The 21,273-nt window shown below is 62.5% G+C and carries 19 protein-coding genes, 1 tRNA gene and 1 riboswitch; of the genes, 12 read left to right on the forward strand and 8 right to left on the reverse strand.

All coding sequences use genetic code 11. The features are described 5' to 3' along the window. Both mraZ and OEZ71_RS03910 read right to left on the reverse strand, forming a co-directional pair. Positions 1-504, reverse strand: coding sequence for a division/cell wall cluster transcriptional repressor MraZ (gene mraZ / locus OEZ71_RS03905; protein ID WP_263738602.1), 504 nt, complete (start codon positions 502-504; stop codon positions 1-3). 635 nt (positions 505-1,139) lie between these two features. Beyond that, positions 1,140-2,210: an Mrp/NBP35 family ATP-binding protein gene (locus OEZ71_RS03910; RefSeq protein ID WP_263738603.1), complete on the reverse strand. Its 1,071-nt coding sequence runs from the start codon at positions 2,208-2,210 to the stop codon at positions 1,140-1,142. A 246-nt stretch (positions 2,211-2,456) separates the two neighbouring features. Here OEZ71_RS03910 and OEZ71_RS03915 point away from each other — a divergent pair, with 246 nt between their 5' ends. Beyond that, the gene (locus OEZ71_RS03915) at positions 2,457-2,672 is read left to right on the forward strand and encodes a DUF1127 domain-containing protein (RefSeq protein ID WP_263738604.1); all 216 of its coding nucleotides are present in this window, start codon (positions 2,457-2,459) and stop codon (positions 2,670-2,672) included. 470 nt (positions 2,673-3,142) lie between these two features. Here the strand turns inward: OEZ71_RS03915 and OEZ71_RS03920 are convergent, their stop codons facing one another. After that, positions 3,143-5,494 carry an ATP-dependent helicase gene (locus OEZ71_RS03920; protein WP_263738605.1) on the reverse strand — a complete coding sequence of 784 codons (2,352 nt, stop codon included), beginning with the start codon at positions 5,492-5,494 and terminating at the stop codon, positions 3,143-3,145. Between the two features lie 103 nt (positions 5,495-5,597). On the opposite strand from OEZ71_RS03920, the gene OEZ71_RS03925 reads away from it, so the two are divergent. From OEZ71_RS03925 to OEZ71_RS03950, 6 genes are all read left to right on the forward strand, one after another. Further along, positions 5,598-6,734 (forward strand): alpha-hydroxy acid oxidase, encoded by a 1,137-nt coding sequence (locus OEZ71_RS03925; protein WP_263738606.1) that lies wholly within the window; start codon positions 5,598-5,600, stop codon positions 6,732-6,734. Positions 6,735-6,897: 163 nt separating this feature from the next. After that, complete coding sequence (locus tag OEZ71_RS03930; RefSeq protein ID WP_263738607.1) at positions 6,898-10,338, forward strand: pyruvate carboxylase; 3,441 nt, start codon at positions 6,898-6,900, stop codon at positions 10,336-10,338. Further along, complete coding sequence (locus OEZ71_RS03935; RefSeq protein ID WP_263738608.1) at positions 10,335-10,838, forward strand: DUF2314 domain-containing protein; 504 nt, start codon at positions 10,335-10,337, stop codon at positions 10,836-10,838. Before OEZ71_RS03930 ends, OEZ71_RS03935 begins: the two co-directional genes overlap by 4 nt. A gap of 61 nt (positions 10,839-10,899) precedes the next feature. Beyond that, a complete protein-coding gene (locus OEZ71_RS03940; protein WP_263738609.1) occupies positions 10,900-11,235 on the forward strand; it encodes a hypothetical protein in 336 nt (111 codons plus the stop codon). Between the two features lie 111 nt (positions 11,236-11,346). After that, positions 11,347-11,421 (forward strand) — tRNA-Gly (locus OEZ71_RS03945). A gap of 309 nt (positions 11,422-11,730) precedes the next feature. Beyond that, the gene (locus OEZ71_RS03950; protein ID WP_263738610.1) at positions 11,731-12,201 is read left to right on the forward strand and encodes a hypothetical protein; all 471 of its coding nucleotides are present in this window, start codon (positions 11,731-11,733) and stop codon (positions 12,199-12,201) included. Between the two features lie 69 nt (positions 12,202-12,270). Here the strand turns inward: OEZ71_RS03950 and OEZ71_RS03955 are convergent, their stop codons facing one another. Further along, on the reverse strand, positions 12,271-12,846 hold the full coding sequence (locus tag OEZ71_RS03955) for a transglutaminase-like cysteine peptidase (RefSeq protein ID WP_263738611.1): 576 nt from the start codon (positions 12,844-12,846) through the stop codon (positions 12,271-12,273). 277 nt (positions 12,847-13,123) lie between these two features. Between OEZ71_RS03955 and hisB the strand changes: the two genes are divergently transcribed. Genes hisB through OEZ71_RS03970 form a run of 3 tightly spaced genes read left to right on the forward strand, consistent with a single transcriptional unit; the run spans position 13,124 to position 15,260 of the window. Continuing rightward, a complete protein-coding gene (gene hisB, locus OEZ71_RS03960; protein ID WP_263738612.1) occupies positions 13,124-13,711 on the forward strand; it encodes an imidazoleglycerol-phosphate dehydratase HisB in 588 nt (195 codons plus the stop codon). Then, positions 13,708-14,349, forward strand: coding sequence for an imidazole glycerol phosphate synthase subunit HisH (hisH, locus tag OEZ71_RS03965; RefSeq protein ID WP_263738613.1), 642 nt, complete (start codon positions 13,708-13,710; stop codon positions 14,347-14,349). Before hisB ends, hisH begins: the two co-directional genes overlap by 4 nt. Next, the gene (locus tag OEZ71_RS03970) at positions 14,346-15,260 is read left to right on the forward strand and encodes a glutaminase (protein WP_263738614.1); all 915 of its coding nucleotides are present in this window, start codon (positions 14,346-14,348) and stop codon (positions 15,258-15,260) included. The genes hisH and OEZ71_RS03970 overlap by 4 nt, the downstream gene beginning before the upstream one ends. 99 nt (positions 15,261-15,359) lie before the next feature. Here OEZ71_RS03970 and OEZ71_RS03975 read toward each other — a convergent pair whose 3' ends face one another. From OEZ71_RS03975 to metZ, 3 genes are all read right to left on the reverse strand, one after another. After that, complete coding sequence (locus OEZ71_RS03975) at positions 15,360-16,469, reverse strand: serine/threonine protein kinase (protein WP_263738615.1); 1,110 nt, start codon at positions 16,467-16,469, stop codon at positions 15,360-15,362. Between the two features lie 120 nt (positions 16,470-16,589). Beyond that, complete coding sequence (folE2, locus tag OEZ71_RS03980) at positions 16,590-17,687, reverse strand: GTP cyclohydrolase FolE2 (protein ID WP_263738616.1); 1,098 nt, start codon at positions 17,685-17,687, stop codon at positions 16,590-16,592. 103 nt (positions 17,688-17,790) lie between these two features. After that, the gene (gene metZ, locus OEZ71_RS03985; RefSeq protein WP_263738617.1) at positions 17,791-18,966 is read right to left on the reverse strand and encodes an O-succinylhomoserine sulfhydrylase; all 1,176 of its coding nucleotides are present in this window, start codon (positions 18,964-18,966) and stop codon (positions 17,791-17,793) included. A gap of 44 nt (positions 18,967-19,010) precedes the next feature. After that, positions 19,011-19,088: riboswitch (SAM riboswitch) on the reverse strand. 101 nt (positions 19,089-19,189) lie between these two features. Here metZ and OEZ71_RS03990 point away from each other — a divergent pair. Further along, entirely contained in the window at positions 19,190-19,435 is a 246-nt protein-coding gene (locus tag OEZ71_RS03990; protein ID WP_263738618.1) for a hypothetical protein, read from the forward strand. 84 nt (positions 19,436-19,519) lie between these two features. Beyond that, entirely contained in the window at positions 19,520-20,221 is a 702-nt protein-coding gene (locus OEZ71_RS03995; RefSeq protein ID WP_263738619.1) for a glutathione S-transferase N-terminal domain-containing protein, read from the forward strand. A gap of 130 nt (positions 20,222-20,351) precedes the next feature. On the opposite strand, the gene OEZ71_RS04000 is transcribed toward OEZ71_RS03995, so the two are convergent. Then, positions 20,352-21,224 carry a LysR substrate-binding domain-containing protein gene (locus tag OEZ71_RS04000; protein WP_263738620.1) on the reverse strand — a complete coding sequence of 291 codons (873 nt, stop codon included), beginning with the start codon at positions 21,222-21,224 and terminating at the stop codon, positions 20,352-20,354. Positions 21,225-21,273: the final 49 nt, after the last annotated feature.

Consider the following 21,273-nt stretch of genomic DNA (forward strand, 5'->3'; position numbering starts at 1 on the left):
TCACCCTTTCGGCAGGGATGGCAGGAGGCTTCTAGGGTCGAAGTCCTCGGGATACTGATCGGCGAGTTTTGCGCTCCGCCGTGCGGCCTTGGCCTCGTAGGCCTCAGGGTTCCAGATCCGGAAATAGTCGCCCGCCGAGATGAAGAACGCCTCATTCGTCAGGCCGATCTTGTCGCGGTATTTCTGCGGGATGGTCAGGCGGCCGTCATCGTCGATCTGCGCCTCGAAGGACTGGCCATACATCAGCTCCTCGATCATCAGGCGCTCGGGCGAGCCGCGCTGCATCATGCCGATCTGGTCGTCCATCTCGTGAATCGCTTCCATCGAGAAGACATCAAGCCAGTTCTGGCTTTCCGGTCCGTAGACGATGACGATGTTGGGACGCAGACCTTCGGTCCAGTCGGGGTCAGAGGCTTCGATCACGCGGCGGAACGGCGCGGGGATGGAAACGCGACCTTTCGCGTCCACCTTGAACGTATCCGATCCTCTGAATCTGCGTGCCAACGGCCCGCGCTCCTTAACCTGTCCCCTCCCCCCGAAATCCGCCGTCCGGACCCTGAAACGACAACGGCGGATTGGGCTGCTGCCACTGCCCAATCCGCCGCCCTCGTCCCATCTCTGGGTTGTCCGGCTGCGCATGCCACCTGGGGGGATGTCTGCTCGCTCACGCGCCGGATCTTTGGTTCGATGAAAGCGGGTGCCTGTATGAAACCTGACTTTCGCCTTTTGGGTCTTGATGCCCTTGAGCCCGTCCTCATCGGTGTATTAGGGATGCCATGGGAATTTACGGGAAGCAAGGAAAATCTTGCTTCAAAAGGTACTAGAAGTTGCGCCAAAGAATGCTGCAACGCAACAATTGGTAGGAGTTATCCCCAGACTCATCCCACAATTTGCAAAGCATGACATATTTACCGCTACATATAGACATTCCCGCTCGAAGAACGTGAGTCCCATAATTTCCCAGAAATTTATGCAGATACCTGAGATTGACCGCCATGCGTAGCCCATGAGGACGTTCAGCGGCCAGAATCACGCCAAAACACGGGAAATCACAGCCCGTTGATTCGTTATACGGACAGATTTCGATGTCTGCCCCATGCATTCCCATGGAGCAGCCGACGCTCCCGTGAATTCCCGGATCAGGCCATTCCGCCTGCCACAAGACGCTGGGCAAGACGCGCATAGGCCTCGGCGATCGGCCCCTCGCCAGCCGCGATGGGCGTTCCGGCGTCCCCCGCCAGCCGAACGTCGAGGCTGAGGGGAACCTCACCGAGGAACGGCACGCCAAGCTTGTCAGCCTCGGCAGCGACCCCGCCATGACCGAAGATATGCGCCTCGTGTCCGCAATTGGGGCAGACATAGGTTGACATGTTTTCGATCAGACCAAGGATCGGCGTCTTCAGCTTGCCGAACATGTCGATGGCACGTCGGGCATCGAGAAGCGCCACATCCTGCGGGGTAGAAACGATCAGAGCGCCGGTCACATGGCTTTTCTGACAGAGCGTCAGCTGCACGTCGCCCGTTCCGGGCGGCAGGTCGACGATCAGAACATCCAGATCGCCCCAGGCCACCTGCCCCAGCATCTGCTGAAGCGCGCCCATCAGCATTGGCCCCCGCCAGACCACGGCCTCATCCTCTTTCAGCATCAGACCGATGGACATGAAGGTGACGCCATGGGCCTGCAGGGGAATGATTGTCTTGCCATCGGGCGAGGCGGGGCGTTTTGACAGCCCCATCATGCGCGGCTGCGAGGGGCCGTAGATATCGGCATCGAGTAGCCCGACGCGGCGGCCTTGCCGTGCAAGCGCCACCGCAAGGTTCGATGAAACGGTGGATTTGCCGACCCCTCCCTTTCCTGACCCGACAGCAAGAATGCGATCGACGCCCGCAATCTTTGCTGGCCCCGCCTGCGGCGTCGGATGCCCGCCGATCTTCAGCGAGGGCGGCGCGGGTTTCGCGGCCGGGCCATGCGCGGTCAGCACGGCTGACACAGTTGTCACGCCGGGCAGCGCCTTCACCGCTGCTTCCGCGGCCTGACGCACCGGTTCCATCCGCCGCGCGATCTCCGGGTCCGGCGCTTCGATCACGAAGCGGACGCTGTCGCCTTCGATCGTGAGCGCCCGCACCAGATCGCGTGAGACGAGGTCGCCGCCATCAGGCAGTGCAAGGCGGGAAAGGGCGGCGAGAACGGTGTCGCGGGTCTGGGTCATGATGTCTGTCCTTAAGGTCGAACCCAACATGCCCGCTTTCTGGGCAAGGACAAGGGGGACATTGCCGCATCATTACGCAATCCCGTAAGCTACCGCTAGGGAAGGTAAAATTCCCGTGATGCGCTATGCAATTGCTGCATGGCAGCATTGATTGCGGCGGGTATTGTGCATCCGCAGCATGAGGTCCATGTTATCGGCAACGGCGCCTGAGACGGTGCCAATGATCCGAATGATGAGGCAAGAAAAATGGCTTACTCAACTGTTACCCGTGGCGCCCATATCGGCCTGGCCGACCGTATCGCCGCTTTCTTCACTGCGCTCCGCGACAGCCGTCAGCGTTACCGCATGTACCGCCAGACCGTCAACGAATTGTCGGTGCTGAGCGACCGTGAACTGCACGACCTCGGCCTGCACCGCTCCTCGATCGACGCGATCGCGCTGGAAGCGGCCTACGGCAAGTAAGTTTCTCTGCGGGCCTCCTCCTCCCCCGGCCTGCGGAAGATGCGGCGGCTCCTCCTCCCTGAGGCCGCCGCAGAGATCGGACCCGAAAGGTCCCTGACGATGCGCCGCCCCCTCCTCCTCCCTGGGGCTGGCGATGTGAAATGCGGCGGTGGCGTCCTCCTCCCTGCCACCGCCGCATCTTCACCCTGATCCGGCTGGCCCACTTCCTCCCGGGACAGCCGCGATGAAGATGGGCGGCGCCCCTCCTCCTCCCTGAGGTGCCGCCCGTTTTCATCCAGATTACGACGGTCCCTCTCTCCCCCTTTGGGATCGTGGTTGCGACTGGCGGTGCCTTCAGGGCACCGCCTTTTTCATTCTGCGGATATGAAAAGATTGTGGCCCGCATGCGGGCCATTCGCTTGTCTCGCCTGCGCGCTTACGCGCTTAGGCTCAGACCGCCTCCGGCAGGGGTATTTCTGCAATGAAGAAACTCAGAAGGGGATATCGTCCGCCGCCTCGGCGCTGACGATGAAGCTCGCCACGACATGTTTGGTGCCAGCTTTATCGAAGGCGACCTCCAGCTTGTCGCCCTCGATCCCCTCGACCACGCCGTAGCCGAATTTCTGGTGGAAAACGCGGTCGCCCTCGGTGAAGGCCGAAACGGCATCGAGGTCGATGACCACATTGCGCGCCTCGCGCGGCTGGCTGACGGGCCGGGTCTGGCTGCGGGTCTGCATGCGTTTCCAGCCGGGCGAGTTGTAGACGTCTGCCCGTGCGGCGCGATCCTCGATCCCGGCCGACATGGCAGCGGCCCCGTAGCCGCCACCATAGAGGCCGGGAGGCGTCAGCACCTCGACATGTTTGGCGGGCAGTTCGTCGATAAAGCGTGAGGGCATCTGGCTTTGCCATTGTCCGTAAACCCGCCGGTTCCCGGCGAACGAAATCGTGCACAGCTCTTCGGCCCGAGTGATACCCACATAGCCAAGGCGGCGCTCCTCTTCGAGGCCCTTGAGCCCGCTTTCATCCATCGAACGCTGGCTGGGGAAAAGCCCGTCCTCCCATCCCGGCAGAAACACGACCGGAAACTCCAGCCCCTTGGCCGCGTGGAGGGTCATGATGGTGATCTTCTCTTCGGCATCCTCGCTGTCATTGTCCATGATCAGCGAGACATGCTCGAGGAAGCCCTGAAGGTTGTCGAAATTTTCCAGCGCCTTCACGAGTTCCTTGAGGTTTTCCAGCCGCCCCGGCGCTTCGGGCGTCTTGTCGTTCTGCCACATCGCGGTGTAGCCGGATTCGTCGAGGATGGTTTCGGCCAGCCGGACATGGTCGTAGTCCGGGACCAGCGTCGCCCGGTGCCAGCGGTCGATGTTCTCGACGAAAGTCCGAAGCTGCGCGCCGCCCTTGCCACCGATCTGGCCCGAGGCAACGCAATAGCGCGCGCCTTCCAGAAGGCTGACCCCGTCCTCCCGCGCCTGCCGTTGGATCGTCTGCTGCGCCTTGTCGCCGAGGCCGCGTTTGGGCGTATTGACCACCCGCTCGAAGGCCAGATCGTCGTCGGGCGACACGGCAAGGCGGAAATAGGCCATCGCATCGCGAATCTCGAGCCGTTCGTAAAAGCGCGGGCCGCCGATGACACGGTAGGGCAGGCCGATGGTCAGGAACCGGTCCTCGAAGGCGCGCATCTGGTGCGAGGCGCGGACAAGGATCGCCTGATCGTTCAGGCTGCGCGGCTCCATGCCGCGGGTTCCGCGCTGAATGGCCTCCGCCTCTTCCCCGATCCAGCGCGCCTCTTCCTCGCCGTCCCAGTGGCCGATGAGGCGGACCTTCTCGCCGCCCTTGGCCTCGGTCCAGAGCGTCTTGCCCAAGCGCCCGGCATTGGCCGAGATCAGCCCTGAAGCGGCGGCGAGGATATGTTCGGTCGAGCGGTAGTTCTGTTCCAGCCGGATCACGGTCGCGCCGGGGAAGTCCTTTTCGAACCGCAGGATGTTGCCTACCTCCGCCCCACGCCAGCCATAGATCGACTGGTCGTCATCACCGACGCAGCAGATGTTCTTGTGTTTCGCCGCAAGGAGGCGCAGCCAGAGATATTGGGCGACGTTCGTATCCTGATATTCGTCCACCATTATATAGCGAAACCAGCGTTGATATTGTTCGAGAACGTCAATGTGGTTCTGAAAGATCGTCACCACATGCAGCAGCAGGTCGCCGAAATCGCAGGCATTCAGTGTCAGCAGCCGGGCCTGATAGGCAGCGTAAAGCTCGGTGCCCATATTGTTGAAGGCCGAGGCCTCGGACGAGGGCACCTGTTCCGGCCCCCAGGCGCGGTTCTTCCAGTTGTCAATGAGCCCCGCCAACTGCCGCGCGGGCCAGCGCTTTTCGTCGATATTGGCGGCGGCGATGATCTGTTTCATCAGTCGGATCTGGTCGTCGGTGTCGAGGATCGTAAAGTTCGACTTCAGCCCCACCAGTTCCGCGTGGCGGCGCAGAAGCTTCACGCTGATCGAGTGGAATGTGCCCATCCACGGCATCCCCTCGACCGCATGGCCCATCAGTCGCCCGACCCTCTCCTTCATCTCGCGCGCGGCCTTGTTGGTGAAGGTGACGGCCAGAACCTCGTTCGGTCGGGCCTGCCCCCGCGCCAGAAGATGCGCGATCCGGGCGGTCAAGGCCCGGGTCTTGCCCGTCCCCGCCCCGGCCAGCATCAGGACCGGACCGTCCAGCGTCTCGACCGCCTGCCGCTGCGCCGGGTTCAGACCGTCGAGATACGGTGCCGGTCGCGCGGCCATCGCGCGGGCAGAGAGGGAGGCGCCCTCAAAGGCGTCGGTATCGTCGAAACTGCTCATGGGTGGCAATCTAGCCGCATCGGGAAGTGAATTAAAGAGAAGTTCACACTCTGTTCCAACCCCAACGCTGGACTTTTTGCGCGCGCCTCGGAACAACTCCCCCATGGATCTGCATCAGCGTTACCCCGCGATATCCGACCTGAAGGCCCGCGCAAGGGCCCGCATCCCGCATTTCGTCTGGGAATATCTCGACAGCGCGACGGGGACCGAGGCGACGTTGAGGCGCAATCGCGTCAAGCTGGATGAGGTCCTGCTTAGTCCCTCGATCCTGCATGGCGAGTTCACGCCGGACCTTTCGACAAAGCTTTTTGGCCATGACTTCCCCCTGCCCTTCGGCATCTCGCCCGTCGGCATGTCGGGACTGATCTGGCCCGATGCCGAGCGGCTCTTGGCCGCCGCGGCAGGCAAGGCGGGGCTACCCTATTCGATCTCTACCGTCGCCAGCCAGACGCCGGAATTCGTGGCCCCGGTCCTCGGGGCGCATGGCTGGTTCCAGATGTACCCGCCGCGCGATCCGAAGATTCGCGCCGACATGCTGAAGCGGGCGAAGGATGCCGGGTTCAATGCCCTGATCTTGACCGTCGACGTGCCCGTGGCCAGCCGCCGCGAACGCCAGACCCGATCGGGCCTGACCCAGCCACCGAAACTGACGCCGCGCCTGATGGCGCAGGTGGCGCTGCGGCCTGCCTGGGCAATGGGCACGATGCGCATGGGTATGCCGCGGATGCGGCTGATGGATGGCTATGCCGAGAACACCGTCAGCCTCTCCTCGACCGCCCATATCGGCTATCTGCTGCGCACCTCGCCCGACTGGGACTATGTGAAGGCCTTGCGCGATGCTTGGGAGGGGCCGTTGATCGTCAAGGGCGTGCTTCGCGCCGACGATGCCGCGCGGTTGCAGGATGAAGGTGCGGACGCGATCTGGGTTTCCAACCATGCCGGGCGTCAGTTCGATGCCGCCCCCGCGACGATCGAGGCCCTGCCGCAGGTGCGCGCCGCGACCACCCTTCCGGTCATCTTCGACAGCGGGATCGAGGGCGGGCTCGATATCCTGCGCGCGCTGGCGCTTGGCGCTGATTTCGTCATGCTGGGTAGGGCCTGGCACTATGCGCTCGGGGCGCTTGGGGCCGTGGGGCCTGCCCATCTCGCCGACATCCTCGCCAAGGACATGGCTTCGAATATGGGACAGCTTGGCGCAAAGACGCTTGCCGACCTGCCGGGCTGCTTGCTGACCCCCTGAACGTCGCTTTCGGAATAATTGCTTCGCTTGCGCGTCAGAACGCCGCCCAAAGGGGCATATGCAGAACGAAACGTTACCGAATCCTGACAGATCGGTGGTTTTGGGTATTGCGCCGCAGCGCAGCATCCCTAAAGTTCGCGCCGCGCCACCCGGGGAGGGACCGATGACCGAATTCAAGAAGATCCTTGTCGCCAACCGTGGAGAAATCGCGATCCGCGTCATGCGCGCCGCAACCGAACTCGGCAAGCGCACCGTCGCGGTCTATGCCGAGGAAGACAAACTCTCGCTCCACCGGTTCAAGGCGGATGAAGCCTACCGGATCGGCGAGGGCATGGGGCCGGTCGCGGCATACCTCTCGATCCCGGAGATCATCCGGGTAGCCAAAGAATGCGGCGCGGATGCGATCCATCCGGGTTACGGGCTCCTCTCCGAGAACCCCGAATTCGTCGAGGCCTGCGCCGCGAACGGCATCACCTTCATCGGTCCGAAGGCAGAAACCATGCGCGCCCTTGGCGACAAGGCCTCGGCCCGCCGGGTTGCCATCGCCGCCGGCGTACCGGTCATCCCGGCGACCGAAGTTCTGGGCGACGATTTCGACGCGATCAAGACTGAAGCGGCCGAGATCGGCTATCCGCTGATGCTCAAAGCCTCTTGGGGCGGCGGCGGTCGTGGGATGCGGCCGATCACCAAGCCCGAGGAACTGGTCGAAAAGGTCCGTGAAGGCCGCCGCGAGGCCGAGGCCGCCTTCGGCAACGGCGAAGGCTATCTGGAAAAGATGATCCTGCGCGCCCGCCATGTCGAGGTGCAGATCCTCGGCGACAGCCACGGCAATATCTATCACCTCTATGAACGCGACTGCACCGTCCAGCGCCGAAACCAGAAGGTCGTTGAACGCGCGCCCGCGCCCTACCTGACCGACGCGCAGCGTGCCGAGATCTGCGAGCTTGGCCGCAAGATCTGTGCCCATGTAAACTATGAATGCGCGGGTACGGTCGAATTCCTGATGGATATGGATACCGGCCAGTTCTACTTCATCGAGGTGAACCCCCGCGTTCAGGTCGAACACACCGTCACCGAAGAGGTGACCGGCATCGACATCGTGCAAAGCCAGATCAAGATCGCCGAGGGCAAGACGCTGGCCGAGGCGACCGGTGTCGTCCGGCAGGAGGACGTGCAGCTCAAGGGCCACGCGCTCCAATGCCGCGTCACGACCGAAGACCCGCAGAACAACTTCATCCCGGACTATGGCCGCATCACCGCCTATCGCTCGGCCACCGGGATGGGCATCCGCCTCGATGGCGGCACCGCCTATTCGGGCGGCGTCATTACCCGGTACTACGACTCGCTGCTGGTGAAAGTCACCGCTTGGGCGCCGACGCCCGAGCAGGCCATCGCGCGGATGGACCGGGCCTTGCGCGAATTCCGTATCCGGGGCGTCTCGACCAACATCGCCTTTGTCGAGAACCTGCTGAAGCACCCGACCTTCCTGAACGACACCTACACGACGAAGTTCATCGACACGACGCCGGGCCTCTTCAACTTCAAGAAGCGCCGCGACCGGGCGACGAAGATCCTGACCTATATCGCCGACATCACGGTGAACGGGCACCCCGAAACCGCCGGCCGTCCGAAACCCCATGCCGAGGCGCGCGCGCCGAAGCCGCCCGCGCTCCGCGCGGCACCGGCCAAAGGCACGCGGAACCTCTTGGAAGAAAAGGGGCCACAGGCCGTCGCCGACTGGATGGCGAGCCAGAAGAAACTGCTGCTGACCGACACCACGATGCGCGACGGGCACCAGTCGCTTCTGGCGACCCGGATGCGGTCGATCGACATGATCAAGGTGGCACCCGCCTATGCCGCCAACCTGCCCGAACTGTTCAGCGTCGAATGCTGGGGCGGTGCCACGTTCGACGTGGCCTACCGCTTCCTGCAGGAATGCCCCTGGCAGCGTCTGCGCGACTTGCGCAAGGCCATGCCGAACCTGATGACGCAGATGCTGCTGCGCGCCTCGAACGGCGTCGGTTACACCAATTATCCCGACAACGTGGTGCAGGAATTCGTGCGTCAGGCCGCGACGACCGGCATCGACGTCTTCCGTGTCTTCGACAGCCTCAACTGGGTCGAGAACATGCGCGTCGCGATGGATGCGGTGGTCGAGAACAACAAAGTCTGCGAAGCGGCGATCTGCTACACGGGCGACATCCTGAACCCCGACCGGGCGAAATACGACCTGAAATACTATGTCGGGATGGGCAAGGAACTGAAGGCCGCAGGCGCGCATGTGCTCGGCCTGAAGGACATGGCGGGGCTTCTGAAGCCTGCTTCGGCCCGCGTTCTTTTCAAGGCGCTGAAGGAAGAGGTCGGCCTGCCGATCCACTTCCACACGCATGACACCTCTGGCATTGCCGGGGCGACGATCCTCGCCGCCGCCGATGCGGGCGTAAGCGCCGTCGATGCCGCGATGGATGCCTTCTCGGGCGGTACATCGCAGCCCTGCCTCGGCTCCATCGTCGAGGCGCTGGCACATACCGATCGCGACACCGGCCTCAATATCGGTGCGATCCGCGAGATTTCGAACTACTGGGAAGGTGTGCGCGGCCAGTATGCGGCCTTCGAGAGCGGCCTCGAAGCCCCTGCGTCCGAGGTCTACCTGCATGAAATGCCGGGTGGCCAGTTCACCAACCTCAAGGCGCAGGCCCGGTCGCTCGGACTTGAGGAGCGCTGGCACGAAGTGGCGCAGGCCTATGCCGATGCCAACCAGATGTTCGGCGACATCGTCAAGGTAACACCCTCGTCGAAGGTCGTGGGCGACATGGCCCTGATGATGGTGGCGCAGAACCTTTCCCGCGCGCAGGTGGAAGACCCCGCCACCGACGTCGCCTTCCCCGATTCCGTCGCCGACATGATGCGCGGCAATCTCGGCCAGCCGCCGGGCGGCTTCCCGGAAGGGATCATCCGCAAGGTGCTGAAGGATGAAAAGCCCAATACCGAACGACCCGGCAAGCATCTGAAACCCGTCGACCTCGAAGCGACCCGAGCGAGCGTCACGAAAGAGCTTCTGGGCTTTGCCGTTGATGACGAGGACCTGAACGGCTACCTGATGTATCCCAAGGTCTTCCTCGACTATATGGGCCGCCACCGGATCTATGGCCCGGTCCGGACCCTGCCCACCCGCACCTTCTTCTACGGCATGCAGCCGGGCGAGGAGATCTCGGCCGAGATCGACCCAGGCAAGACGCTGGAAATCCGGCTTCAGGCGGTGGGCGAGACCAATGAGGAAGGCGAGGCCAAGGTCTTCTTCGAGCTCAATGGCCAGCCCCGCGTCATCCGGGTGCCGAACCGCGCGATCAAGGCCAAGACGGCGGCCAAGCCGAAAGCGGCAGACGGCAACCCCAACCATATCGGTGCGCCGATGCCGGGTTCCGTCGCCTCGGTCGCGGTCAAAGCCGGGCAATCAGTGAATGCGGGCGACCTTCTTCTCACCATCGAGGCGATGAAGATGGAAACCGGCATCCATGCCGACCGGGCCGCAACCGTGAAGGCTGTCCTCATCCACGCCGGCAGCCAGATCGAGGCCAAGGACCTTTTGGTGGAGCTGGAATGATCCGCGCCGTCCTGACGTCCCTGTGCCTGCTTTCGCCGCTCGGCGCGCAGGCGCAGGACCCGACGATCAATGTTCCGGCCTCCGACCCGGCTATGAGCCGGGCCTTTTCAGAAGCGGCAGAAACCCTACCTGTATTTCTGGAACATTCCGGCGCGCTTTCAGGCGGGTCGGGCGATGGTTTCAGCATCAAGGTCGAAGTGCCGGTAGACCACTCCGAGATGGATGACGAGATCATCTGGGTGAGCACATTCGCCGTCAAACCCGATGGCATCGCCCACGGCCTTCTCGATAACGAACCGGTCTCGATCAAGGGAAAACGGATTGGCGACCGGATCGAGTTCCACCGCGACAGCATCCGCGACTGGAGCTTTGTCGGACATGACCAGAAGCTTTACGGTCACTACACGACGCGTGTGCTTCTGGACCGGATGAGCCCGGCCAGCGCGGCTCAACTGCAGCAGCTCCTTGCGCAATACCCGGTACCAACCAGCTGGCGCTGAACTCTTAGCATCGCATTAACCCGTCGTTCCTAGTGTACTCAGGGACAAAGCGGGGTGACAGATGACAGATGTGACAAGGCTTGGGCTTGAACAGTTTCTGGTCGAGGATGTGATCGTCACGCTTGGCAACATCCGCAGGACCTTCCGCTGGGTGCGGGAATCCGGTCCCGGCGCAGACCCTGCTGAACTGCATGAAAGGCTGGACCGGCTCGACCGGCTCATCGACGTTGTCGAGACGCGGGCGCGCGACGTCTGTCAGCAGCTGCAGGCCGCCGGGGGCCAGCTGATCCGCTACGCCGCACCCGTGGCACAGAATGAAATTCCGATTGAACTGGCAATCCTCGATGCCCTGGCCGGAATGGACGAGCCACCCCTGTTCCGGAGCCAGCGCCGCTGACGATCCGAGGCCGGCCAACTGCAATGCATCTCCCGAAAAATCTGCCCGCGACACACGATTTTCCTCTTGCAGCCGGTTCATAGGTCTACTAAATCGCTCCCATCCAAGGATGCGGGCGTAGCTCAGGGGTAGAGCATAACCTTGCCAAGGTTAGGGTCGTGAGTTCGAATCTCATCGCCCGCTCCAAAAAAACACGGGGCACCTTAGGGTGCCCTTTGTGTTTTCCAGCCTTCCTTCCCACCCGGGCGGCACGCCACTCCACCAGACTACTGGAATTCCTGCCTTTGCAAGCCGCTTCAAAAAACCTAGATTAATCAGCGTGCTTTGCGCTCGCTGCGGAAACTGTTCGCGGGATTTTGAGCGGATAGCCACATTTTGGACAAAGTTAAGACGCTTTTTTGACTTGGTGGTTGGCGGGTGCAACCATCGAATTCAGTTCGGTTTCGGCTGTCTTGCGCCGACGACACCAAGACATTTTTTATGAAGGGTGGACACATGAAACTCATGACTTTTTCGGCAACCAAACGGATGTTTGCAGCGGCGCTTCTGGTCGCTCCAGGTCTCGTTATGACGAATTCAGCGGCGCAGGCCGCTGCGCCATCGCAGGAGGAGCTTCAGGCATTCTGCGAACGCACGTCGTTCACACGCGGTGAAATCCGCCGTCTGCAGCGCAGCCGGTATTTCGATGACATCCTCGAATACACACTGGAATACTGCCCCTATGTAACGGCGGCGCTGACCAGCATTCCGACGGCGACAATCGAAGACGAGCCGGATGAGAAGCGCGATGACAGGGTGCGCCCGCAGCCGACTGGCGGCGGTGGAGAAGAGCCCGAAGGCGAAGAGGAGCCCGAAGGCGAAGAGGAGCGTGAAGACGAAGGTGAGCGCGAGGGCGAAGAGGAGCCCGAAGACGAAGGTGAGCGCGAGGGCGAAGAGGAGCGCGAGGGCGAGCGGGAAGCCGTTTAGTAACGGCACCTCACACACGCGGGGCCTTCCTGACGAACACTACCGGCAAAGGGCGTCTTCTGGCTCACATCATCGGAAGACGCCGCCGACCAGCGCCGCGCTCCATTGCGTTGGCCTGGATGGGTTCTGGATGCGGATAAAACTGTATCCCGTCCGCCACCAGGGCAGAATCTGGTTCCGGACATTGTCCAGTACCATGTCGCCCTGGTCCGTTCTCAGGACGAGAACCGCGTGTGATCCCCTTTTGCGGTCAAGCACCGTAGCAATCAGCAGCCGCTCTGGCGCGACACCGTGGCGTATCAACTCTCTTTTCTTCAAGAGAACGAAGTCCTCACAATCCCCGCCCCGAGCTGTGGGAAGGGCCCATACCTCTTCGCGGCCGTATTGACGGCGGTCGGAAATCGAATGTGTGCTCCGGTTGACCTGACGGTTGATCTTGCCAGCAAGCTTTACGTCATCCGATGAGGCCCCGTTTCCACCTCCGTTGCGCGCGCAGGCCCACCGATACCGATCGCAAAGACCCGCGAAGCCGTCAGGCGGCGCTATCGGTTTATCTGCTTGTATGAAAGATTCGCCATCGGCGCTCGCGTGGAGCGGTGTCGGCGTGAGCACTACAGCAAGGCACGCCAGCGTCACCGCAGCCACATAGCTGAGGCAGGACCGCAAATCCATCGCATCAGACCCAATGGGCGTAGTCCTTCTGCATTCGCCCCAATCTGGGCGTCGCGCAAATACTCCGATCATGTGGCAGCCTCTATTGTTCCCATCCCCGAAACTGAATGTCAGAAAAAGGTTATTTGATCATGACATCAAGATGTTTGTGATTAACGCTGCGTAAGCATGCAAAAGGCCGCCCATGCTCGCCCCCTTTTCAGGCGCTCTCCCGCCGCCTATAAGCACCCGGCAGGCAGCGGAGGCAGCGATGCGCAAAGCGACGATCACGCGGAAAACCGCCGAGACCGACATTGCTGTCGAGATCAATCTCGACGGCAGCGGCAGCTATTCCAACCAGACCGATGTCGGCTTCTTCGACCACATGCTGGACCAGCTTTCACGCCATTCGCTGATCGACATCGCCATTCGCGCCAAGGGTGATCTGCATATCGACGACCACCACACGGTCGAGGATTGCGGCATCGCGCTCGGCCAGGCGCTGACACAGGCGCTTGGCGACAAGAAGGGCATCCGCCGTTACGGCCATTTCGCGCTGGCGATGGACGATGCGCAGATCACGACCGCGCTTGACCTCTCCGGGCGGCCTTACCTTGTCTGGAACGTCGATTTCCCGACGGCAAAGATCGGTACATTCGACACCGAACTGGTGCGCGAGTTCTTTCAGGCGCTGTCGACCCATGGCGGGATCACGCTGCATGTCGACCGCGTGCATGGGATCAACAGCCACCACATCGCCGAGGCGGCGTTCAAATCGGTCGCAAAGGCATTGCGCATGGCCGTGGAGCCCGATCCGCGCGCGGCAGGCGTTCTCCCTTCGACCAAGGGGGCACTGTGAGCCTGACGGTCCTTGTCGATTACGACAGCGGCAACCTGCATTCGGCCGAGAAGGCGTTTCAGCGCATGGCGACAGAGACAGGGGCCGGATCGGTTCTCGTGTCTTCCCTCCCCGAAGATGTGGCCCGCGCCGACAGGATCGTGCTGCCGGGCGACGGGGCCTTCCCGTCCTGCCGGGCCGCGCTCGACCGGTTCACCGGACTTTTCGAGGCGATTGAACAGGCGGTGACCGTAAAGGCTCGCCCCTTCCTCGGCATCTGCATTGGCATGCAGATGATGGCCACGCGCGGGCTTGAATACCGCGAGACTCCGGGCTTTGGCTGGATCGGCGGCGAGGTTGTGCGGATCGAACCTTCGGAACCGTCGATGAAAATCCCCCATATGGGCTGGAACGACCTGATCATCGACCATCCCCATCCGGTTCTCACAGGAATCGAAACCGGCCAGCATGCCTATTTCGTGCATTCCTACCATTTCCGTGTGGCCGACCCGGCCCATCGCCTTGCCCATTGCGACTACGGCGGCGACATCACCGCAATCGTTGGGCGCGACAACATGGTCGGCATGCAGTTCCACCCCGAAAAGAGCCAGGCGACCGGCCTGCGCCTGATCGCAAATTTTCTCAACTGGCGACCATGACCGATATCCCCACGATCCTGCGCGCGATTCTCGATACGGTCGGGCAGAGTGCGGATCGCGGGCAGGTCGCGGACTATATCCCCGAACTGGCGAGCGTCGATCCAGCCCATTTCGGCCTCTCGGTCGTGCTTGCCGATGGCAGCCAGCATTCGGTGGGCGATGCCGCCGTGCCGTTCTCGATCCAGTCCGTCTCCAAGGTCTTTGCACTCGCACTGGCACTCGGGCGGCTTGGCGACAGGCTTTGGACCCGCGTCGGGCGCGAGCCCTCGGGCCTTGCCTTCAACTCGATCCTCCAGCTTGAACATGAGAAGGGCAAACCCAGAAACCCCTTCATCAATGCGGGTGCCATCGTCGTCACCGACGCGGTACTGGCCGGTCACGCGCCGCGGGAATATCTGGGCGAGCTTCTGCGTTTCATCCGCGCGGCCGCCGAGGATGACGACATTCATATCAACGAAGACGTCGCCCGCTCGGAAACCGAAACAGGCCACCGCAACTTCGCGCTGGCGCATTTCATGCGTGGCCACGGCAACCTGCAAAACCCGCCTGAACTGACGCTTGGCGCCTATTTCCACCAGTGCGCGGTCGAGATGAGCTGCGATCAGCTCGCCCGCGCCGGCCGCTTCCTGATGGGCGCGCCTGATGCACCCCGGCTGGTATCCCCCGACCGCGTGCGGCGGATCAATGCGCTGATGATGTCTTGCGGCCACTATGACGGGTCGGGCGAGTTCGCCTATCGCGTGGGCCTGCCGGGGAAATCCGGGGTTGGCGGCGGTATCCTCGTCATCGCGCCGGGGCGGGCCTCGATCGCGGTCTGGTCGCCGGGCCTGAACCTACAGGGAAATTCCAAGCTGGGCACCGAGGCGGTCGAGATGCTCGCCCGCCGCACCGGCTGGTCGGTCTTTGGCTGACGCCTGCGGCGGGTTCGGCACCGCCCTGCTCATCGCCACCTGACAAAACCACGCGGACCAGACCCCGATTTCTTTCAATGAAATCGGGCCGGACAAGAGCTATTGTTTGGGGAAATAGTCCTCGCAGCCGCCTTCGCGGTAGACATCCGCCGTGCAGCAATGCAGGCCGCCGCCAAAGGCATAGGCGTCGCGCAGCTCGACCGGCACGACCTCCATCCCCAGCTTGTCCATCTGTTCCATCTGATAGACTTCCGAGGCTTCGACACAGACCGTCTTGGGGTCGAGCACCAGCACATTCATCGAAAGCCAGGTCGAGGAATAGCACAAGGGCGGCGGGGCGTTGTGGGCCGGTTGCGCGGCATCCACGATCTCCCAGTCATTGGCACTGAACATCTCGCGCTGGTCCTCCGGCAGACGGCGCTGCGGGTTGTTCAGGATCAGGCCGGGGCGGAGCGGGGTGAAGGTCGCGTCGATATGGATCGGATAGGGGTCGCCGGGGAAGTTCACCGCATGGACCCGGTGATCGGGGAAGTGGCGGCGCAGCCATTCGATGCCCTTGAGGTTGGTGGTAAAACCATGCTGCACCACCAGATCGCGGCCGAAACGCAAGACATCGGCGGCGTCGAACAAAGGCTCTTCCTCGGTCGTGACAAAGAACTTCTCGGCTGTCCATTTCAGCCGCTTTTCCACGCCGATCTTCTCAGACAGGTAATCGGGGTGGTAATCGGCATCCGTCAGCCGCGGCTTCGGCGCGCTTTCGTGACGGAAGTTCGGGTCCTCGTTGAAATACTGCTGCATCAGCGGCCGGTAGTTCAGATATTCGAACCAACGGCAACGATAGGACATCGTCGCCTCCAGCATCTCGGACCCGACGGTCAACAGCACATCGCGCGGCGGCATGCAGCCGAACTGGCTGTCGGTGTGGAAATCGGGCGTGGTCGCGGGCAGCGAATGGTCGATCGGTGTCGGCCGGTCCACCCGGATGCCGCGCCCCTCCAGCATAGACGCGAAGTTGTCCAGAAGTTCATTGGCCCGGTCAATCGTCTCCTGCGGCCGCCGCCCCCACTGGCCGCGCATGTCGCTGTCCTCGGGCACCTTGGCGTCCAGCGCCGGTTCCTCCGGCGGGATATGGCAATTGTCGGCGCGGCCGACGATGACATGTTTCAGAGGGTCCCATTCGTTCCAGCTGTTCACGACGGTCTTTTGCATGTGATCCCATCCCCCGGGTCGGTGTTTGCCCGAATTCCTATGAGGACGGAACGCCGCACACAAGCCCCGGGAGCGACGCGATAAGGACATCGCCCGCCAAACGGTCAGGGACGCCCGGTTTCAACCAGCCTTGTGAAGCGAGGAAAAGAGCCGCGGGTCGATGCTGTCGGCGACGAAGGTCGGACCTTCGGTCAGGATCGACACGGCATCGTGGCTGTGCAGGCTTTCCTGATGGCTCGCAACGATGCGGAAATCGCCGATCCGGTCGTCGCCCAGAAGCCGTTCGGCAAAGCTGCGCGCGGCATCCTCAACGAAGATCGGGTTGGCGGCGTTCAGCTCGGCAAAGGCCTGCTCGTCCTCACGCTTGACCATCACTTGCGTTTCGGTCGGCACGGCGGCGCGGGCGAGGTCGATCAGATCCTCGTACCAGAGCCGTTTGCCGCCCTCCTCCACCACCGAGATGCGCGCGACCGAGCGTTGCGAATGCGGCGTAGCCAGTTGCCCGCGCGCCTGGCGCGCATGTTCGGAAAGCTCCAGCGAACAGGGGCAGGTCGAGGAATAGACATAGTCGAGATGGGTGATCCGGGTCTGCCGCCCCTCGCGCTCCATCAGTTCCAGCGCGATGTCGTAATACTGCCAGCCGGTCAGGCCCGAACGCAGCGATTGCACCTTCGCGGGGAACGAAAACCGCATCATCAGACGGGCGTCGATGCTGTCATGGTCCTTCTTGTAATCCTCCAGCACGGCGGCGAGGACGGAAAAGGAAAAGGTCCGTTCGGCATGGGCATAGAAGGACCGCATGATGCGGCTCATGTTGATGCCCTTCTTCTCACCGATCAGGCTGACCGTGCCGGTGACCGAGGTTTCCAGCGTGATGTCGCCGCCATCGCGGGTGTGAAACACGATCGGCAGGCGGAAGTTGGAGATGCCGACATGCTGGATCGGCGCCTGCGCACCGACGATCAGGCTGGAGGGGCCGTTCTGAAGATCGGGCATGGAGGCGCGATAGGCCTCATCGGCCTTGAACCCCTCGGGATAGGTCCGTGACAGATCGGGGTAATTGCCCAGGTCGCGCCCGGGTAGAAGCCGGGCGATGGCGGGGTCGAGCCGGGCGACCTCGGTCGGGTCGGCACGTTGCGCCCATGCACGCAGGACGGCCAAAGCCTCCTCGGCATCGGCGCGGTTCGGTTCCCGGTCAATCTCGCCCACGAAGTTCATGGCAAGCTCCTCGATGATCCGGACAAGACCGGACGACCCATTATGCGGGAAGGCCGGGCACCTTGTCCAACCCTACGCGGATATTCTCGGCGCTTTCGCGACCTTAGACCGCATCCAGCGCCTGACGGAGATCAGCCAGGAGGTCACCCGCATCCTCGATCCCGACCGACAGGCGCACAAGCCCCGGCGTAATGCCGAGCATGACCTTCTGCTCGGCCGGAAGCCGCTGGTGGGTCGTCGTCGCGGGATGCGTGATGATCGACTTGGCATCGCCGAGATTGTTGGAAATCTTCACGATTTCCAGCGCGTTGAGGAAGCGGAAGGCCGCCGCCTGCCCGTCCTTGACCTCCAGCGTCACCACGGTGCCACCCGCTCCCATCTGCTCCATCGCGATCCCGTGCTGGGCATGACCTTTGAGCCCCGGATAAATCACGCGGGAAAGCTTGTCGTGCCCCTCTAGCGCCTCAGCCAGCGCCAGCGCATTGGCGGCCTGCGCCCGCACGCGCAGATCAAGCGTTTCCAGCCCCTTCAGCATCACCCAGGCGTTGAACGGGCTGAGCGCCGCGCCGGTATGCTTCAGATAGGGTTCCAGAACCTTGCGAATGTAGTCCTTCGAGCCGCAGACCACGCCACCGAGGCAGCGCCCGCCCCCGTCGATATGCTTGGTAGCGGAATAGACGACGACATCCGCGCCCAGTTCAACGGCCCTGGAGAAGGTCGGTGTCGCAAAGACGTTGTCGACGATGACGGTCGCGCCGACGCCGTGCGCAATCTCGCAGACCGATTTCACGTCGATGACCTCAAGCGTCGGGTTCGATACCGATTCGAGAAAAACGACCTTGGTGTCAGGCTGCATCGCCGCCCGCCACTGATCCAGATCGGTGCCGTCCACCAGCGTCACATCAACACCGAAACGGCCCAGAATCTCAAGGACATAGAGACAGGAGCCAAAGAGCGCCCTTGCCGCTACGACATGATCGCCGGCTTTCAGCATCGAGGTCAGCGCGCCATTGACCGCTGCCATGCCGCTCGCCGTGGCGAAGGCATCCTCGGTCCCCTCGATCGCGGCCATGCGTTCCTCGAACATGCGCACGGTCGGGTTGCCGTAGCGGGCATAGATGAACTCGTCCGGCCCGCTTTCGATGAACCGTGCCTCGGCCTGTTCGGCGCTCTCATAGACGAAGCCCTGCGTCAGATAGATCGCCTCGGACATCTCGCCATATTGGCTGCGCCGCGCGCCTGCGTGGATGAGTTTGGTGCGTGTTTTCCAGTCTGCCATGACCATTCCTCCGGCAACAAAAAACCCCCACCGGAACAGGTGGGGGCCTTGGGCCTCCGACCTCTTTAGCGGCATGTTTAACGTGGCCCGCAATCCGGTAACAAATCGCCACAAGACAGGCGATAGCGCGAAGTGGACGCCGGGTCAACGTCCGAATACAGCCCTGATCCTTGTGACCGCTGTCCCGATGCGGTCAACTGGCCTCACAGCGAAAGGAGATTCGATGCCCCGTTCCGCCGCCCTCGCCGCCCTCTTTACCCTTGCTGCCTGCGTTCAGCCCGCCCCCGCGCCTCTGGGCGAATTTCGCATCGGGGCCGAAACCTATCGGATTACAGAGAACGCCGCCGGTACCTGGCGGGTTCTGGTCGACGGCCGGTCCGTCATCTGCTCCAAGCCGACGGAAGAGGCCTGTTACTGGTCGGTCCGTCATTACCTGACCTCGCAGGAAGTTCTCAACGATTACGGGTAGTCAACCTGTGCGTCAGCGCACGTTGCACCGGGGGATTTCACGCTCCACATATGGCTCAACTGACGGATGAGCACAGGATCGGACATGACCGCCCCCATCGAGCTTTATTACTGGCCCACGCCGAATGGCTGGAAGATTTCAATCGCGCTGGAGGAGATGGGGCTGCCCTACAACCTCAATCTGGTGAATATCGGTGCCGGAGATCAGTTCAAGCCGGACTTCCTGAAGATTTCACCGAACAACCGGATGCCCGCGATCGTCGATCCCGAGGGGCCGGACGGCGAACCGATTTCAATCTTCGAAAGCGGCGCGATCCTGCAATATCTGGCCCGCAAGAGCGGGAAGTTTTACGGCTCAACCGAACGAGAACGGGTCGCGGTCGACCAATGGCTCTTCTGGCAGGTCGGCGGCGTGGGGCCGATGGCGGGACAGGCGCATCACTTCCTGAAATATGCGCCGTCGCTGGAGGTGCCGCAGGTCCTGCCCTATGCGCAGGACCGCTACCGGGCCGAAGTCGGGCGGCTTTACGGCGTGCTCGACCAGCAACTGGCAGACAACCGTTTCGTCGCGGGTGAATTCTTCTCGATCGCCGACATGGCGCTCTGGGGCTGGTGTTCGGGTTGGAAAGGTCAACAGCAGACGCTGGACGACAAGCCCAACATGAAACGCTGGCTCGACGAGGTCGGCGCCCGCCCCGGCGTCCAGCGTGGTCGGGCAGTGGCGAATGAAAAACGCAGCAATCTGCAGGACGACCGCAAGGCGCAGGAACTGCTGTTCCGGCGGTGATGCCGGAAACTTTCAAAGTTTCCGACGCGATTTCTTTCGAAGAAATCGCTTCCCTACCATATCGGCCAATTCTGCAAAACGCTTCAAACCAGTGAGACGTGGCTCCTTCCCGAGCCCCAGCCACAAGCCCCTAACCGCTCGCCATTTCTGCCGCCACCTCGAAGAAGGCCTGCACCAGCTTGCCGGCCTTGCGCTCGCGCAGGCAGATCAGCGCCTCATCCATGACCATCGCAGCCCCGGCCTCGATCGGAATGCTGACCAGCCGCGCGTCCGATCCGAACTCGGCCGCCGAGACGAACCCGACGCCCGCGCCCGAGGCCACGATCTCGCGCACCGCCTCGCGCCCCTCGGCCTCGATGGCGGGCGTCAGCACCACGCCCGCGGCCCGCGCCGTCTCTTCCAGCTTTGCCCGCGTCCGCGACCCTTCCTCGCGAAACACCAGCGGCAGCCCTGCAAGATCGCGGAACGTCAGGCTGGACCGGCGCGCCACCGGATGATCCCGCGCCACGAAGGCGGTAATCGGCGTGGAGTTCAGCTTCAGCGCCTCGATATCGCGGCTGTCGGGCATGTTTCCCAGAACCCCGATATCGGCCTCATAAGCATAAAGCGCATCCAGCACGCTTTCCGTATTGCCCGCGTGAACCGTAATACGCACTCCGGGGTAACGGTCGCGGAACCGGGCAAGGATGTGCAGCAGGTGATGGGCGCTGTCGGCCACGATGCGCAGGGCCCCCGAGCGCAACGCGCGCGCTTCGGACAAAAGGTCCAGCGCCTGACTTTCGCTGTCAAACAGCCGCCGCGTGATCTCCAGAAGACGCTCACCCTGCGGCGTTAGAGACACCTGCCGCTTGTGACGGTTAAAGAGCAGGACGTCGTATTCCTCTTCCAGCTTCCGAACCTGATCGGAGATCGCGGGCTGGGTCAGATGCAACGCCTCCGCGGCCCGGGAAAACCCGCCGAAAATGGCGACATGATGAAAGGCGCGAAGCTGGACATAGCGCATGGCGGCCTCCCAATGGACATGTTCCACAGATGTATCATTTAAACTTATA

The sequence above is a fragment of the Albidovulum litorale genome (assembly GCF_025751495.1).
Classification (GTDB): domain Bacteria; phylum Pseudomonadota; class Alphaproteobacteria; order Rhodobacterales; family Rhodobacteraceae; genus Albidovulum; species Albidovulum litorale.